11 protein-coding genes are annotated in these 18,534 nt (G+C 43.4%); 6 read left to right on the forward strand and 5 right to left on the reverse strand.

What is annotated here, in order from left to right; translation table 11 throughout:
- Positions 1-62 precede the first annotated feature (62 nt).
- From A0256_23050 to A0256_23070, 5 genes are all read left to right on the forward strand, one after another.
- A complete protein-coding gene (locus A0256_23050; protein AMR34118.1) occupies positions 63-1,190 on the forward strand; it encodes an oxidoreductase in 1,128 nt (375 codons plus the stop codon).
- Between the two features lie 337 nt (positions 1,191-1,527).
- Positions 1,528-4,530, forward strand: a complete 3,003-nt coding sequence (locus A0256_23055; protein ID AMR34119.1) for a SusC/RagA family TonB-linked outer membrane protein — start codon at positions 1,528-1,530, stop codon at positions 4,528-4,530.
- A 22-nt stretch (positions 4,531-4,552) separates the two neighbouring features.
- Positions 4,553-6,139 carry a hypothetical protein gene (locus A0256_23060; protein ID AMR34120.1) on the forward strand — a complete coding sequence of 529 codons (1,587 nt, stop codon included), beginning with the start codon at positions 4,553-4,555 and terminating at the stop codon, positions 6,137-6,139.
- 69 nt (positions 6,140-6,208) lie between these two features.
- Positions 6,209-7,288, forward strand: coding sequence for a hypothetical protein (locus A0256_23065; GenBank protein ID AMR34121.1), 1,080 nt, complete (start codon positions 6,209-6,211; stop codon positions 7,286-7,288).
- A 237-nt stretch (positions 7,289-7,525) separates the two neighbouring features.
- Complete coding sequence (locus A0256_23070; protein ID AMR34122.1) at positions 7,526-8,743, forward strand: hypothetical protein; 1,218 nt, start codon at positions 7,526-7,528, stop codon at positions 8,741-8,743.
- Between the two features lie 21 nt (positions 8,744-8,764).
- Here A0256_23070 and A0256_23075 read toward each other — a convergent pair whose 3' ends face one another.
- The 3 genes from A0256_23075 to A0256_23085 all read right to left on the reverse strand — a co-directional run bounded on the left by A0256_23075 (position 8,765) and on the right by A0256_23085 (position 10,464).
- Positions 8,765-9,568 carry a hypothetical protein gene (locus tag A0256_23075; protein ID AMR34123.1) on the reverse strand — a complete coding sequence of 268 codons (804 nt, stop codon included), beginning with the start codon at positions 9,566-9,568 and terminating at the stop codon, positions 8,765-8,767.
- Position 9,569: 1 nt separating this feature from the next.
- Complete coding sequence (locus A0256_23080) at positions 9,570-9,836, reverse strand: hypothetical protein (protein ID AMR34124.1); 267 nt, start codon at positions 9,834-9,836, stop codon at positions 9,570-9,572.
- 73 nt (positions 9,837-9,909) lie between these two features.
- Positions 9,910-10,464, reverse strand: a complete 555-nt coding sequence (locus A0256_23085; GenBank protein ID AMR34125.1) for a hypothetical protein — start codon at positions 10,462-10,464, stop codon at positions 9,910-9,912.
- Positions 10,465-10,619: 155 nt separating this feature from the next.
- Here A0256_23085 and A0256_23090 point away from each other — a divergent pair, with 155 nt between their 5' ends.
- The gene (locus A0256_23090; protein AMR34126.1) at positions 10,620-10,931 is read left to right on the forward strand and encodes a hypothetical protein; all 312 of its coding nucleotides are present in this window, start codon (positions 10,620-10,622) and stop codon (positions 10,929-10,931) included.
- On the opposite strand, the gene A0256_23095 is transcribed toward A0256_23090, so the two are convergent.
- A complete protein-coding gene (locus A0256_23095) occupies positions 10,932-14,672 on the reverse strand; it encodes a hypothetical protein (GenBank protein AMR34127.1) in 3,741 nt (1,246 codons plus the stop codon). It abuts the gene before it with no gap.
- Positions 14,673-14,676: 4 nt separating this feature from the next.
- Positions 14,677-18,531: a hypothetical protein gene (locus tag A0256_23100; protein AMR34128.1), complete on the reverse strand. Its 3,855-nt coding sequence runs from the start codon at positions 18,529-18,531 to the stop codon at positions 14,677-14,679.
- Positions 18,532-18,534 lie beyond the last annotated feature (3 nt).

Here is an 18,534-nt window from a genome sequence, read left to right on the forward strand (position 1 = left end):
GTGCAATCCGCAAAGCGGCAGCCGGCGCCTCAACCGGCTGCGGACTTAAATTTTTCTACCGTATGAGCAAACCATCTGCAATAGTAATTGGCGCAGGCATTGTTGGCCTGGCAACCGCCCGCGCACTAGCCATAAGAGGCTATGACGTAACCGTTTTTGAACGTAATGAAAGAGCCGTTGGCGCATCCATCCGCAATTTTGGGATGGTATGGCCAATAGGGCAGCCTACTGGTCCGCTATTTGAACGGGCCATGTTGTCGCGCAGCATCTGGAAACAAACTTGTGAAGACGCAGGCATCTGGCATGATGAGGTGGGCTCGCTCCACCTGGCCTACCATGATGATGAGTTGCAGGTGATAGAGGAATATGCCAGCATCAACAAATCATTGAGAGATGTGGCAGCGCTTACCCCGCAGCAAGCGTTGGATAAATCACCGGGAATCAATACTGCAGGTTTAAAAGGAGCCCTATGGAGCGGTACCGAAATGATCCTGGAAGCCCGGGCGGCCATCGGCAGTGTGGCGGCTTACCTCGCAGAAAAATACGATCTAACATTTCACTGGAACACCGCTATCAGCGATGTTGCGCAAAATTCCGTAACCTCCGGTAAAAGAAAATGGAAGGCAGACGAGATCTTTATTTGCGGGGGTGTAGAATTTGAAACCTTGTACCCGGAACTGTTTGCGTCTTTTGAAATCACCAAATGTAAACTGCAAATGATGCGTTTGGCAGCCCAGCCTAACGACTGGCGGATTGGCCCCGCTTTGTGTGGCGGCCTCAGCATGATCCACTACCCCGGTTTCCAGGCGGCCCCTTCCCTGCCGCACCTGAGAAAACGATATGAAGCGCAATATGCCGAATACCTTAAATGGGGCATCCACGTAATGGCCTGTCAAAACCATACCGGCGAAATAACCGTTGGCGATTCGCATGAGTACGGCCTGGTGCATGATCCTTTCGATAAAGATTTCATTAACCAGATGATTTTAAAATACCTGGACACCTTTACTAGTTTTAAAGATAGCCGCGTGGTACAAACCTGGAACGGCATCCTGCCCAAAATGACCGGCGGACAAACGGAACTGATCGTAGATGCGGAACCCGGTGTAACCATCATCAACGGACTCGGCGGCAATGGGATGACCTTATCCTTCGGGCTGTGCGAGCAGGCTATTGCGGCAAGGTTTTAAATTACCGTTACTTAAATTACAGGAGTGTGAGATGGAAACGCCGTCTCACGCTCCTTTTTTTTGTTGACTATTGCCATAAGTAAAATTGCTTTGTTTCCAAGTTACACATCGGTCACTTACAGCCAAGAGACGGATGGTTGAGCAGGCGATGAACACCCCAGTTAAAATTCACATTAAGATGGTGTTAACTCTCGACACAATTATGCGGAGACTACCTACATCTGATTACAAATGTTATCAATATGCTAACAGATGGGTGATATTTTGATAACAAAGGCCGCGTTACTTTGCATTTAATTTAAACGCGTTTTTTAACTACTCCAAATCCCATTCATTTATGAAACAAATTTACCTGCGCTTTATTAATGGTAACAAATATCATTCAAGGCAATGGGCAATGTTACTGTTCGCCATGCTGATGAGCATTGCGCCAGCCTTTGCACAAACCGGGCGTACCATAAAAGGTACCATAACCGACGAAAAAAACCAGCCGCTTCCCGGCGTTTCCGTATCTGTTACAGGTAGCTCTACAGGTGTTATGACAGATGTTAACGGTAAATACACCGTAAACGTATCGGGTAATATCGTAACTTTAAGGTTTAGCTTTATTGGCTACAACACCCGCGATGTAAAAGTTGGGGCCGATAATACAGTTAACGTAAGTCTTTCTCCCGATGCCAGGCAACTAAAAGATGTTGTGGTGATCGGTTACGGTACATCCAGCAAAAAGGATGTTACAGGTGCCATTACTTCGGTAAAGGCCGAAGAGTTTAACGCTGGTGTTTTAACCACCCCCGCAGAACTTTTGCAGGGTAAAGTTGCAGGTTTAAACATCACCAAAAGCGGTGACCCTAACAAACAGGCTGCTACAATCCTCCGTGGCCCGTCAACCCTGCGTGAAGGTGCTGCACAGCAGCCATTTTATGTGATAGATGGTGTACCAGGCGCTTCCATCGACCTGCTCGCCCCTGCTGATATCGAAAGTATCGACGTTTTGAAAGATGCGTCATCAACCGCTATCTACGGTTCGCGTGCCGCTAACGGTGTAATTATTGTTACCACGCGCAAAGCCAGGGCAGGCCAAACCAGGCTTGCTTACAGTGCCTATGCAGCTGTTGAAAACGTATCAAAGCAAATTGATGTGCTAAGTGGTGACGAACTACGTAAGTATTTGTCAGATAATGGTGTTACGCCTTTAGCTAAACCCCTTGATGACGATGGATCAAACACCAACTGGCAAAAATTAGCCACCAAAACCAGCTACTCTCAAAATCACAATTTATCTTACAGTGGTGCCGGCAACAATGCTGATTATGGCGTAAGTGTCAATTACTTTAAAAACAACGGTATCCTTAAAAATACCGGCTTAGAACGTACCATTTTTAAGGGCTACATTAACCAGCGCTTTTTTAACGACAGGTTGAAACTGGGCATCACCCTTACCAACAGCGGTACTAAAAGCGATGACATTATACAAAGCCAGGTGTTACCGGGCGTATTATTTTACCTGCCAACTGTTAGCCCGTTTAACCCGGATGGCAGTTATAAAGAAAACTTTGCCCGTACAGGCAGCGGTACTTTAAACCCGCTATCGTTGATAGATAATAACTTTATCAAAACTGATAACAACAAAACGCTTATCAATGGTTTTGCTTCAGTTGATATCTTGAAAGGCTTAAAGTTTACGCTGAACGGTTCTACTCAGAAAGATCAGAATAACGTTAATACTTATTACAACAGTAAATCCGGCATTGCAGTTGGTTTAGGTGGCGTGGCTAACCGCAGTGCTTACAAAAACACCAGTGATGTTGTTGAAGCCTTCTTAAACTACGACCGCGACTTTGGCCTGCACTCCATTAAATTATTAGGTGGTTACTCTTACCAGCAGGATCGTACCAATGATGGTTTTGGTGTACAAACCCAAAACTTCTCTAACGATAACCTAACTTTTAACAACCTTTATTTATCTAATCCAACCAATCTTTCACAGATCGCTTTCAACCAAAACTACATTTCAACTTTAAGATTGATATCGTACTATGGCCGTGCACAATACCAGTACAATGACAAATACCTTTTCCAGGCCTCATTAAGGGAAGATGGTTCATCGGCGTTCGGTTTAAACCAGCGCCATGGTTACTTCCCCGCTGTATCTGCCGGATGGAGGATCATCAGCGAAAAGTTCATGGAAAGAATGCCTGTGTTTAGCGATTTGAAACTGCGTGCAGGTTACGGTGTATCTGGTAACAGCCTTGGTTTTGACGCCTTTACCGCTCAGCTGATCTACGGTATTCCTCCGGGTGGTGGTAAGTTCCTGAGCAATGGTGTTATTACCAACCCTATCGGCCCGGTACGTAATGACAATCCCGATCTTAAATGGGAAAGCACCGCTACCACTAACATCGGTTTGGATTTTGGTTTGTTCGGCAACCGTTTAACCGGTTCGGTAGATTATTACGTCAAAAGAACATCAGATCTGATCACCAACTACAACGTATCAACCACACAGTATTTTGTGCCAACCTTAACCGCCAACGTGGGTAAGATCAAGAATAGTGGTGTTGAGGTAGTGATCAGCGCAGTTCCTGTAAGATCTAACAGCTTTACCTGGCGCACGTCCATCAATGCCGCACATAACAAAAACGTGGTAGAAAGCCTGTCTAACGCACAATTTACCGTCAACAACTTTTACACTGCACAACTAGGCGGTAAAGGCCAATCGGGTAATTACAGCCAGATCGTGCAGCCGGGTTATGCTATCGGTACCTATTATTTATGGCACTACCTGGGTAAAAACGCTAACGGCGTAAGTACCTATCAAAAAGCAGATGGTTCAACAACTGCCGCGCAGCCGCTTACAACAGATCAGGTGATCACCGGCAGTGCACAGCCAAAAATCATCTACGGCTGGAGCAATACCTTCACCTACAAAAGCTTCGACTTGAACTTCCTGGTGCGTGGTGTTTACGGCAACCAGATTCTGAATGCTACCCTGGCAGGGCTTAACAACCCGGCCGATGCAAAATTCCAGAACATCCCGAGATTTACTTTAGGAGAATCATATAAAGATATCAACGCTTACCTGATCTCAGATCGTTACCTGGAAAGCGGTTCATACCTCCGTTTGGATAACGCCACATTAGGTTATACCATCAGGCCTAAATTTAAAGGTGTTAAAAGCATCCGTCTGTATTTATCGGGTAACAACATCTTTATTATCACCAAATACCGCGGTGTAGATCCGGAAGTTAACATTGGTGGTTTAACCCCGGGTATAGATAACAAAGATTTTTATCCTAAAACCCGCACGTTCAGCGCAGGTGTAACCGCAACATTTTAATAACATCCAACAAACCATACAGATGAAAAAGATATTTATCCTATTTGCCACCGTAGCACTGCTGGTTAGCAACTACTCGTGCACGAAGTTAGATGTACCTGTTGAATCACAGTACGTAAAATCAAACTTCCCGGTTACCGATGCCGATTATAACGCACTCATCGGTACCATTTACTCCAACTTGTCGTCACAATTTGCAGTGCCTTACTGGCGCATGCAGGAGCTTGCCACTGATGAAGCTATCCTGCCCGCCCGCGATGGCAACTTTGATGATGGTGGCCAGTACCGCCAGTTGCACTACCACACCTGGACGTTTGATCATCCAAACGTTTCCACTATATGGCAGTGGGGTTTTGGTGGCGTAAACACCTGTAACCGTATCATCAGCGTAATTAACGCAGGCCCTTCGTCTGATGCTAAAAAAGCTTCATCCGTAGCCGAGGTTAAAGCAATGCGTGCCCTTTACATGTACTTCATGATGGATCTTTACGGTAACGTACCCATCATCACCGAGTTCCCGGTAACTACCCAACCGGCTACCCAACCCCGCGCTAAAGTATACCAGTTTATCGAAAGCGAGTTACAAGCCGTGCTACCTTTGCTGCCTGCCAAAACCAGCGCAAACGCTACATTATATTATGGCCGCCCCACAAAGGCGCTGGTATTTGCTTTGCTGGAAAAAATGTATCTAAATGCCCAGGTTTATACCGGCACCGCTAAATACACCGAAACCGTTGCCATGGCTGATAGTGTTTTAAAGAATAACAACTATAGTCTGGATGCCAAATACCGCGATATATTTTTACCAACCAACGGACCGCAGATCAACGAGACCATCTTTGCGATCCCTTACGATCAACAGATTCCGGGCAACCAGTTTACCCGTTTTGGTTTCTTTTACTACCTGGTAAATGCATACGGTTTTAACGTTGGTTTAAGTATTGCCATGAGTACCACGCCTGAATTTTACAACCGATTTAATTTACCGGGTGATGTGCGTACCAAGACCTGGTTGGCAGGCCCGCAGTTTTTCCCTGATGGCAACGGCGGTTTCACCAGCCAGCCGGTGTATTACCCAAGCACTACCACACAGATCTACATTGAGCCAAAATTAACGCTGGTTCCCGGCAAGCCGATGGATTTAGGCAATACCATCGCCAGTCAATCTGAAGGTGTGCGTTCCTTAAAATACTACCCGGACCCAACCATCATCCAGGCAACCCGCTTAAATGGTAACGATGTACCGGTTTTCCGCCTGGCCGATGTGATGATGATGAAAGCTGAGGCTATTTTACGCGGTGCGCAAGCTACCAGCGTTAATGGTGAATTGCAGACCGCAGATGTATTGGTTAACAAGATCCGTGCACGTGCAGGCGCACCAACCGTTTCTGGTATCGACCTGTCAGGTTTATTAGACGAACGCGCCCGCGAGTTTTCATGGGAAGCCTGGCGCCGTAATGACCTGATCCGTTTTGGCCAGTTTGAGACGGAATATCCGCTGCCTAACGACGTGTTAACGATGAATAAAGACGTTAACCGCAGGCTTTACCCTATCCCTGCACAGGAGATAAAACTAAACCCAAACCTGGTACAAAACCCCGGTTATTAATTTTAATAAACTAAACACCCAAACAGCCCCAACTTTACCCGGTCGGGGCTGTTTGTAATTTACAACACTATGAAAACTACATTAGGAGGTTTATTACTAATCGCAGCCTGTTCGTTCACAGGCATCAGCACCCCTGGCGATAACACGCCCATTAACCACGTGCAGGTGATAGGATCGCACAATAGCTACAAAAAAGCTATCGATCCAAAACTGTTTAAAATGCTGCAGGGCCGCGATTCGGTTGCCATGAGCAAGATAGATTACGAGCACAGCACCCTTACCGAACAATTAGATATGGGTTTGCTGGACCTGGAAATAGATGTGTACGCAGATACCCTGGGCGGCAAGTATGCCCAGCCAAAGGGCCTGGTTTGGGTACCCGGCCAACCGGCTTTTGATACGGAAGGCGTAATGAAACAACCTGGCTTTAAAGTGTTCCACATTCAGGATATTGATTTCAGGAGCCAGTGTGCTACCTTTAAACAATGCCTGCAGGAGCTCAGAAAATGGTCAGACGCGCACCCGGATCATAACCCGATATATGTGACCATGAACGCTAAAGATGAAGCGATGAAAAATCCGGGCTTTACCGTTCCGGATAAATTCGACTCCCGCATTTACGATAAATTGGACAAGGAAATTGCTGATAACCTGGGCATGAATCATGTGTTAACCCCGGATAAAGTTCGTGGCAAATACAAAACTTTAGAAGAAGCGGTTTTACACCAAAACTGGCCGACTTTAAAGCAGGCGCAAGGTAAATTCATTTTTTTACTGGATGAGCCAAAAGCCAAAGCAGATATCTATATCGCGGGCCACCCGTCTTTAAAAGGCAGAGTATTGTTCACTAATACCGCACCGGGTGCACCTGAAGCTGCCATTTATGTAATGAATGATGCCAAAAAGCAACAGGCAGAAATTACCGAACTGGTTAAAAAAGGGTATATCATCCGTACACGGGCCGATAGCGACACCCAGGAAGCAAGGGCAAACGACAAAAGCAGCTTTGTGGCAGCGCAAGCGTCTGGTGCGCAGATCATCTCCACCGATTATTACAAACCCAGCACCCATTTCAAATCTGATTATAAGATCAGCTTTGCGGATGGTGGTTATTTGCGGATGAACCCGCTATTTGCAGTACAGAAGTAGCTACAAAACATATTAAACAGCAACGGGGCAATCATCAGCTATTGATGTTGCCCCGTTTTTTGTTTTCCTGAATGGAAGGGTTTATTTAAAAATGTTTAGTATGAAAGTACTCAAGAATATACAATAACTATTTTTTTAACATTACTATAAAAATAAAAGTAAAAATCTATTGATTTAAAAAATACATTTGCAGTCCCTTTGACACCAATTTCCTGACACCAATCGGACACCGTTAAAATGAGCACCAATTTAAAAGTCAGACTTTTTAAAGGCAAAACACATGCTGACGGAACTCACCCAATACAGCTCCAGTTTTATATTGATGGCAAGCTGCACAGAAAAGGAATCTATAAGTGCTTAGAATCTGATTGGGACTTTAAGACAAACCGGGTAAAAAGCAAAGTAAGTAATTCCTCATACGTGAATAACTTGATATCTGAGAAGTATGCAGAGCACGAAAGGGAACTGCTAAAGATTCTGAATGGTTCAGGTGGGGGCAATTCATTTTTTGATAAAAAAGAGATTCTAACCCTGGACAATGTCATGGATCAGGAATGCAATCGGTTTAAAAATGAGAATAAACCAGGCTCATTCGATTCGCTAAGTTCATATAAAAAAGATCTACTGCTATTTACCGATTCTAAAGCTTTAAACATATCAGATATTGATCTAAAATGGTTTAAGAGATACGTCATTTATTTGGGTTCAGAAATCAAAATAGGCGATAAGGTAATTAAGAAGCCGAACAAAAGTTCTACCATTCAAAAAAAGCTTAAAACAATACGAAGGATAGTTGAGCGGTACACCGGCAAGGTATCTGATATTGACGTTAAAGAATATAAGGTAGCAACCAAAAAGCCTGTTAAGCAAAAGTTAACCTCACAAGAACTATTAATGATTGAGGGCTTGGAACTCAAAGAAGATTCGGTACTTGATTGCGTCAGGGACATTTTTTTGCTGCAAGTTTATCTTCGCGGAGCAAGGATTGGCTCCTTACTTCAAGCGTATAGCGAGCAATTTAAAAATGGCCGGTACGAAGCTAATAACTCATCAGGTAAAAACAATGTTGGCTCGCGGCTTATCCCAAAGGCCCAAGTTATTGTCAATAAGTACAGCGGAAAGTCTGAAAGGCTATTTCCATTATACAATTTTAAATTTAACCCCAAACTATCTGAGTTCGAAAATAAAGCCATTGCCCATAATGAAAAGAAGGGATGTACTGCGCTGGTAAATAAATATCTTAAACAACTTGCAATCAAAGCTGGCATAACCAAACCCCTGTCATCTCACATCGCCCGGCATACCTTTGCACGTATGGCCATAGATAAGATCAACAATCCGATGGTTACAATGGAGCTATTAGGGCATAGTTCGCTTGCGGTGCATCAGCAATACCTTAATGATATCCGAAATGAAGACGCGCTGGATGCGGCTGCGGATGATATATTTGGTTGATACCGCTCCGCCCCCGGGTGCCTAAAACCTCACCAAATCATAACTAGCATTAATGCTTTTTGACCATCCGGGAGTATTTACATATTTGGTTAACCGGCCCTGGATGCTAAAGCGCCCAATATCCAAACGTGCAGCCGGTCCGAAGCCTGCCTCTCCTGTTTCAAAGTTGTATGATGAATTACCTTGTAGGCGCAAACCGAATGTTGGCTGCTTCTGCTCAAACTCTACATAGTCTGCACCATTGATCTTAAACATCGGGTTGTCGGAAGTCACAGATAGTATAGACTTTTTAGCACCCAATATCCAGCTTCTTTTCCAATATTGGGTTGCTTTGATATTAACGTTAGCGGTAAAGTCTGCAGTTGCTACGCTATTGCTGTCAAGTGCGTTTGGTGGGGTGAACTTTAATTTCAGGCCGTTACCGTTGTAGGTATAAAAGACTCGCTTACTGCTATCTAATTGCCTGCGTAGCTGTAGGTTATTTGCTTCCAGTGTTGACTTAATAACCAGCACTTCTTTAAGTTGCTTTGTCCGAAGATCCAGCGCCATTGCTGTGGTATCAATGATCCCCTTGGTGCCCTCATTAGACATCAGCTGATCTATCGTGCCTTTATTACCGGTGATGTCAAACAGCACTGATTCAATGCCCTTCTTATCCACCTGGCGTTTAATTTCGGTAGCCTCTTTTTGAATAGCCTTTTTAACCGACTTTTCCGTTTGCTCCTTATCGGCTAGTTTTTGAGTGTTCTCAACAAACTTGTAACCAAAGTAACTTAATAATATAAGAGCGCATACCCCTATAGCGTAGTACTTGATATTTTTCATCCTATTTTTCTTTAACTATTTTCTTTGCTTTTTGCCCAACTTTTGTCCGTATGGTACTATCCAAATTTGCTTGTTCTTGTGCTTGCTGTAGAATAATACCGTTCTTTACCAGCAGCGCGGTAGTGAGGGCATCTTTATCCGCCCGGGCCTGCACCAACTCCTTCCGCAATTCAGTCTTCTCAGTCTCGCAGTTTACATTTACCTGATCAGATGTATTGCCAAATTTGTTCACAAAAAACATTACCAATGCCACGGCAACCATCAGCATATATGTTGTTGGTGACTTTGTGACCTGGCTAAATGTTACCCTGTTAATATCGTTCAGTGCCATTATATCCCCCCTACGCTTCGCTTACGTTGGCTATTGAGCCGTCCAAATTTTTGTAATAATGTTTCTTAACTCCTAATGGTTGAACCGTAAACGGCGCGCGCCTGCAATCGGTAAAACTTGACTTTAGGATCCATGCCGGGCAAACAGAATCGGACTGATTTCCGCCGAAGCAGCGGAAGTGAGTATCATTTTCCCCGATGTAATAGGTTACGTGCCCGCCGCCTTCGCGCTCTTTAATTAGGGTGTCACCAACACAAGCATCTTTGAGAGGTATAACCTTCCCCCACTTACGCCATGAGAGGGATGATAGAACGCTGGGGGCAGGTAGCTTTAACCAACCGGCCCTGTAGGCACATACACCCTTGAACAATCCGCACCACGCCGTAGCATCTGATGGGTACCACCCAATAACACCAAGCTCTTTAGCCCACTTCATTATATCAACCGTATTACCGGACCCTTTCGTTTCCAATATCCCGTTGTGAGTTAACGCCTGCTGAAGTTCTTTGGGTAGATTTGGTTCGTTATTAAGCCACGAATCTATTCCCGTTAGTATTTTACCCATACAATAATTATCGTATTGCAAAAATACTTCCTATGCTCACGCGCGGGTGGTAAGCGTAGTTACTGGCGGGGGATAGTAAGTGCCTGTAAATTAATTTTATACAACTATTGGTTAGAATATTATTTTTTGTATTTTTAAAATATAATCCTAAACCAATGAAAAAGATATTCATAATCTGCATAGTAGTAACCTTATCATCTTGCATTAAAGAACAAATACCAGTTGTGGTAGGTAATCCTTTACTTGGATACTGGAAATCAGGAACTTCATCTTTCTCAGTAAATAATCTCGAAGGGAAGTCTGATCCATACTCAGTTACAAAAAACAGCGACAGTTTAACTGTTATTTTATTGCCTGCAATCAACTACCACTATAAAATAATATCGGTTGATAAAAAACAATTAGTGGTAACCTCCCGAAATGAAAGGATCGTTTACGAAAGAGTTACCTCTGATTGGGAGAAATAATTACGAGATAGCGGTTATAAGTCCGTTTGTTACCCTTAACAATGCAGACGACCCGTCTATTTTCATGTACCCCACATTGCCTGTATAAGTAAGCACACCATTGGTGATTATCTTTCCACCTGAGTGATACAAATCACCTTCTAATTCGGCCGCAATATTTCCTGTAGTGCCTGCTAGCATTGGAGTCTTCCAGGTACCACCAGTTACAGAAACGCTTATTCCCTTATTGGCTCCGGCTGAATTTGGTTTGTGATTTATAAACTCACCAACAAGAGTATTAATATTAATTGCAGTACCCATTGCAGCACGAACTTCAACTGTGCCGCTTGAATTTGTTTTTTCCTGAACAATGTAAGCATCGGTATTGGATGTGTTTTTTAACCCCATTGAGTCAATTGTCCAGTTCGCTATCTTGCCGGCCACCGCATTGATCAACCCGGTTATTTGCGCTGATGTCATCACCACATCCCCAGCATCCGTTACCCTAAAAGGCGCGGTAGCCCTGTTCGCATACGTAGCACCTGCCCACTGCCGGATACTATTAACACCATTATCGGTTACCCCGGTCAACCCTGCGTTAATGTGGGTAGCATCACCAACGATAACCGTACCTGTCGCAACGATGTTGCCATCGATAATTGTAAACAACCCATCAGTAACCGTAGCCGCCCTATTGGCTGTGCTCTGGGCATTGCTAGCGTTAGCTATAGCAGAGGCCGCATCCAATGAAGCTTGGTAAGCAAGTGTATCATCCGTGTATTTGGTGGCTAAATCCCAATCAGCAGCGTTATAAGCACCGCTAGCCCTTGATACAATACACCTCTTTAAGTCAGCACCCGATCCACCAGCCCATAGGTCCCCGGCATCATAAGGAGTTACGGGAGTTGTAACAAATACGCGCCTTTTACCGTCGGCCGTGTCCTTGGCAGCATTGGCTGTTGTTAAGGCTAAAACTACATCCGTGTCAGATATTTGCATCCAACTATAAACGCTTCCTACTTTAGCAAACCTATAAGCGTAACCCTTCGAAGTCCAGTAGAATAAATCACCTAAATGAATATCCTTAGTGCCGTCTGTTGTCCATGAGTTGGTTGGGGCATTTGATAGCGTTGGTTGATAATCGTAAAACCAACTTGTAATTTGACCGTCGATCTGATTTTGAAGGCTATCTCTTACAGCAATTACAAAGTTGTTAGCATCGGCGGCAGCGGCTAATGCAGCATTCGCGGTTGTGTCGTCGGTATATTTTGTAGCAAGTGGCCAATCAGCGCTATTGAACCCATAACCCGCTGCCCTGGCAGTAACACATACTTTCAGATCTGAACTGGTACCGCCCGCCCATAAATCGCCTGGATCATAAGGTGCTACAGGAGTTGTTGTAAATACCCGGCGTTTTCCGTCAGCAGTATCTTGCGCGGTAGCCGCTCTTTGCAAAGCAAGTATTATGTCAACGTTTGTAATAGCAATCCAGCTATAAGCGCCGGTTCCCGCGTCTTTAGCAAATCTGTAGGCATAGCCCTTTGAGGTCCAGTAAAAAAGATCTCCTAAGTGCGTATTTCGTATATCGTCAGTTGTCCAAGAATTAGCCGGCGCATTTGATAAGCTCGGCTCATAATCATAAAACCAGTTTGTCAGCTGCCCATCTATCTGATTTTGTAATTCATCTTTGATGGCATCGATATATGAGAAGTCAGCATAATGGCTTAAGTCAGGTTTGTCAGTTAATTGATTATAGCCAGAAGAACCGGAAGCGAACTGAATGCGCCCGGTAATTGTACCGGTATTTAAATTGAATTTAGTAACTCCATCAATACTGGATATTTCCCCTGTCTTTATGCGATCCCCAACTATTGTTGTTATACCTTTTGTTAAATCAAAGTCTCTAAATCCATCTTTTACTTCATATAATAGGCCCAAATTGAAAGCGTAATATCCTGCTATATCGTTTACGCCAACCGGTGAGATAGATATTCCCCATGTGCCGGTAAGGGCAGCTTTGTTACACTTTGCATAAATAAAGTAGAACTTAGCAGGGTCAAGTCCGGTAAAGCTTGCATTTGAAGGAATATTCCATACATAACCCAAGCCATCTACCTTATAGATATAATGTGTCAGGGAACCCAATGAGATATTCAGTGTGTTTGGGTTCCCGCCGGCATTGGGTACAATAAGGACGTTATTGAGATTGAAATTTTGAGAGTCATATCCAAATGTTCCCATACCAGCCACCAAGCTATTTACCCCGGTGAACAGCGAACCATCAGGATTGAATATCCTTGTTTGCAGTGATTTTAAATTGTATGACGCACGCCTCGCCCTCTCCGCATTGGTACGGTCAACCAATTTTATATCCTGCTTGTTATCGATGGCAGATGATATAAGCCGTTCGGTGGTAGTGTATGGAATGAAATTGGCAATCTGTACGGTGATCTTTGTTTCCGGAGTAATTGTTTCAGGAAAGTTGATAGGATAGTTGATCGATGTTACCCGTATCAAACTATTAATCCCCAAAGCTGTATCCTTTACAGTTACCTTATCGCCGGGCTGCAGCATGATCCCATTATCACGGGCATACAGCGGATCCATCTCCAGACTATACAATACGCGCGGCACGCTATTTTCATCAAGCCAGGCTTGTGTGGCTACTCGTAACTCATTCTCTGCCGCAGTGACACGCTCTGTTGGTAAGAACATATCAAATAGTGTATAGGTATCGTTAGCCGCCGCTTGGAATACGGAGTTAGGTTGTTTGTTATTGCTACTGTCAGTAAATACCTTAACCTTGATGGTTTTGGTATCCGGCGCATAATCCAATATATCAAACTCCTGGCCCTCAAGTTCACCGGTGAGGAAAGATATTTTTGGCGTTTCGCTGCTGAAGTAATCTTTCAGATTAAAATTAAGCGTACTATCGGTAATGAAAAAGTATTCAGCATTCGCATCAAAGGCGCTTACACCAGTAACTAGCCCATTTATTTTAGGGTAGATGTCTTCATTGATATAATCACCCTCTTTAACCCGGTACAGGCTGGTATTTTTATCCAGCGACAGTTCGCTGAACATCAACTCCGTTGCGCCGCTCCGGTAGTCCTGCGGCAGATTCCTTTTGGATCCGTAACCGAATGCCCGAGTGACTATGTTTTTATCGTTCTGGTACTCATAGCCTAACGAGTATAGGCCCTTACCCATGCCGCGCTCAAATACGTGCGTGGTGAGGTTTCCTACCTGCTTAACGAATGATATAACCTTCCCATCTTCCGGCCATTCAAATCCGAAAGCTTCTGCCACTGTATCCATTGCAGTTCTGCAGGTATGCCCGTCAAAATTGATTGCTTTTTCAGCAGCGGCATCACACGCGCCAACGGTCCATCCAGAATCAATCTCGTTTACATTGTCAACAATCAGCTGGGCAAAATCGGCCGGGCTGCCGTAATACTGAAATGTTTTATTTTTGAGATGCTTAAGTTTTTTATCATAAAGCCTATAGAAATCAGACTCAAAAGTAATGGTGTACTTGTACGCATCTACCCCGGTACCAGCGGTAACACTCGGAATGGTATTAACGGTATATTGCTTGCCCTTGTAAAAGATGTAAGATCCGATTGGGCATACCAATACACCGGGCAACTCAATATCCGCCTTTATCTCCTTAGCCCCCATCAGCTGCCAATCAATAGGTAGGCTAGGGTAAACAGGTAGCTGAGATAAAATTTCGCCGTTAAAATAGATGGGTAGGTACATGCGATTAAATTATAATGTAATTGCCTGATGCATCGATAGCCTGTAATCTCACTGGAGCCTTACCGGATAACACAAGTGTTGTAGTGCCGTCAATTGAAGTGGCTGATAGTGTAATAGTACCCGCTCCGCTATTCTTGATCACGAATACTGTATTTACAGGAGCCGCAGGCAATGGTTGTGTAAATGTTCCGCTAGAAATATTGATAGTATAATCTGATAGCGGGTTGATCGTTGTAGCTACTGCTGAAATTGATCTTAATCCTAATTTTTGAGCTTTTGAAATCAAGGCCCCGGCAGCTGTAAAGTTACCAATGTCGTCACCCTCAAACATAACATTGTTATTTACCCTATACCTTAAAATATCATAGATACCACTTCCTTTTGTTGTTTCGGTAATGTCAATAGCGTGACCGATCAAACCAGCGCTACCGCTTTGAGCGGCATTAACATTTATCGATGAGGCTGTTTGAACTGCGTTTGATGAGGTTAGCCCACTAGAATATACCGCATGCAATACCCCAATTCCGGAACCATTCCTACCAAACTGAAAAGCGGCACCGGTACTATTTGCACCACCAGCACTTTGTGTAAATTGAGATACACCCGCATTTACAATTATATCAGGAATAGTCCAGGCCGCAAACGTTGTACCGGCCGTATTGGTATAAGTTACGCCGTCGCGGTTAGTCAGGTCTAAATCTACAACCACCGGCGTTAAACCAGTGAAAACTTTAATATCATCAAAATTAATCGTTCCGGATGTTGCTGGGGTAACACTACTACCAAATGAGCCTGTAACTTCATTTGCAAACGACATTGATATTGCCTCGGTAGATTTCAAAGAGGCGTTCATATCCGGCTTAAGCAAAACGCAATATTTATTGTACCCGCTTGTTATTGGGATAAAGTGAGTGATGCCGTTTCGGGTGATATTTATTATCCCAATACTAGCAGATTTCGCATAAAACGAAAGCCTAAGTGACTTATTTATTAGGCTATTATCCGCATTTGCTACATTGAGGATTATTAAATTTGTGCTACCTGTTACAGATACATCGATAGAGGCGCCGCCATTGTAACCGTTCGCGCCTGCGGCTACTGTAGCGGCTACCGCCGAAGCAATTACACCAACACCCGAAGTGATCGAGTTTAAAGGGTTGGTAACCTTAAAACAGTTTTTGTCTAAAAAAGAGCCAGAGAATAAAGACCTTATCTCACTATCGCCAAGCACATCATTAAAGTATCTGAACCGCTTAATGCTATATGTGCTTATAGTGTTTGATAACCCACCAATGTAAGGTTTTATTGTCCCGCCAGATGCGATATCAGTATTTGGGCTTGCGCTGCTATTAGGGGTTAATTTTACTCCATTAATGTACACAGACCATACGTAGGCCATATCACGTGTTACCGTAATGTCGTAAGGCGTTAAATTAGCAAGCGCCCCTGATGCCGAAGTAAATACAGCAGATCCGCCTACATATATAACGATGCCCGTAGTTGATGAAAGGCGCTTTATGCTTAAGCGCCCAGCATCAGTCTGTGAAGCATCTGTTTGATCGAATAATGTTATATCAGCGTTGCTATTATCAAAATAAAGATCGTTGAAGTTAAGCGTAAAATCTTTATCAAGTATTATCGGTACGGTATGGCTTACACTACTTGCCCCCGCTGCAAAAATATACCCCCTTCTATTGTTAAGAGAATAATCAAGCGATCTTTGCCTCCAGATATAAGTGTTGTCACCAATGTTAGAGTAAATATTTTGGTTATCAGATGTACCTACGTAATCATCGTAAACATCAATTTGCTTAGCCCCCCAAGATGATAATCCAGAAAATACATTGTGTCCCGAATACTTATCAATGTTTATCGATACACCTATTTTATCAATTGTTGTGGTCTGGTACCTATTGGTGATCGCTCCTGAAAATGTATTGTAAGAAGATCCATATTCTAAAGACAGCCCAACAATCAAACCAGTTGAAACACTACCCTTTGTGATGGTATTGCCGGTGAACACATTTTGATATGCCCCCCGAAGCTGAACCCCAATATTATAGATGTCTTCAAATTTATTACTTGAAAAGGTGTTATTGTACGAGTTTCGGCCAATAAGAGCAAGAACTGATTGCGGAGATTGAACAAAAACATTGCTCACACCTGTGGTGGCAGCCAGTGGCACCGACCAGATGTTATTGGTATAATTATAGTATGAGCTCGCTAACCTAAATGTGGTATTACTTACCCATTTAATATAGTACGCCTCTGACGATGTGAACGCATTACGAATATTGGTACTAGCGGCCGGGTCAATGCTTATCGTTACCGGCAATTTATTCATCCCGGTTCCGATTGAATTATTAACCATTTTCAGGTTACTAATAACAAATACGTCATTACCAGAACTTGCGGCGGCAATAAATTTTAACTTTACCGGGTTTGTTAAGGATGGGTTTGATGGGTTATAAGTAAACGTAACATTTATATTAACAGTATTGCCATTAGTAGCGGTAGAAGTACCGTAACTTTGAGATTCATTACCAGGTATAAAGCTTAGTATTCTGCTAGCATTAACAGAACTTGGATCCATGTAAATCGTCCCTGTGATCGTATAACTGTCACCAACATTTAGCGACGGAAGATCGGTTACTATTTTATAATCAGGCGTGTTTGCCGCCGTAACGTTTAAAACATTTGTGCTCTTGTTATAAGTAAACGAGCCTGTACCGGTGTTAAATGTCCAGCCAGGGTTTCCGGTTAAAACATTTGGCGCAATGGTTGTAAATAAACCTCCGGCATCTACAGCGCTGATTGGAAAGTTTGAATAATATGAACCCTGATAAGGAGATAAGTAAATTTTATTGTTAGTGTTAACTCCGTTACTTTGCTGAACGGCGGTATAAGCCGGTAACAACCTGTTACCAAGCACCTCATTATTCAGAAAGTTATAATCTGCATTACTAATTGATAAGTAATCATTTATCATGCAGTTTGAAATATCAAAATTGTTATTATCAAATAGGCTCAACGAGTACTGAACCGCATTTAAAAACCTGCAGTTATCAATCTTAAAACCCCATGATTCTTTTATCTCTAAAGTGGTTAACGCCTTATAAACGCCATCAAAAACAATGTTTTTAATAGTGAGGTTAGGGTTTGACTTTGCCAACAAAGTTTCCTCACCGTTTTGTGTTGGGTATGTGCCATCCCTGGGATAACCTACCATTACAAGGCCGGAAGTACTTGCAACGAACCGGGTAGCAATATCTATATTTGCAGTGTTAGATGGGTATAATGCCGCACCGATTAACGAAACATTTCGCTTTAAGTCGATATGCGATATTAAGTAATTGGCAGCCTTGAACATAACGCGCGTTATTTTATTGCCGCTTGAATAATTGATTGCAGCCTGAATTGCTGCGGTATCATCGGTAGTGCCATTACCTACAGCACCGAACCATTCTGCAAAAACCTGCGTGTTATCAAATATCCTTTTAAACCTCTTAGTGCCACTAACTATAATTGTACCGCTGTTATCTGCACTTGTGGTGTCAGACGGGTCATAATACCACTGGCCGCCCCCGTAATCAATAGTCTGATAAATAGCATCTGCTTTGATAGAAGCCATCGATCTCAGTCCTGATAAGTTTGTATTAAGAGATGACGTTTTTGATGTGGCTGCTAAGCCAGTAGCTGTAAGGTCGTTAATATCAGGCCAGAAGAATTCTTCAACTACCCCATTCGTTATAACACCGATCGTGCGGGTATGCCTGAGCGCATATGGAATTATAGCAACAGCAGAATCTTTGCTAGCAAATGGCCCATACCAATAATCTAGAACGCCCGGAGTGGTCATTCT

The sequence above is a fragment of the Mucilaginibacter sp. PAMC 26640 genome, from assembly GCA_001596135.1.
In the GTDB taxonomy this organism is placed as follows: domain Bacteria; phylum Bacteroidota; class Bacteroidia; order Sphingobacteriales; family Sphingobacteriaceae; genus Mucilaginibacter.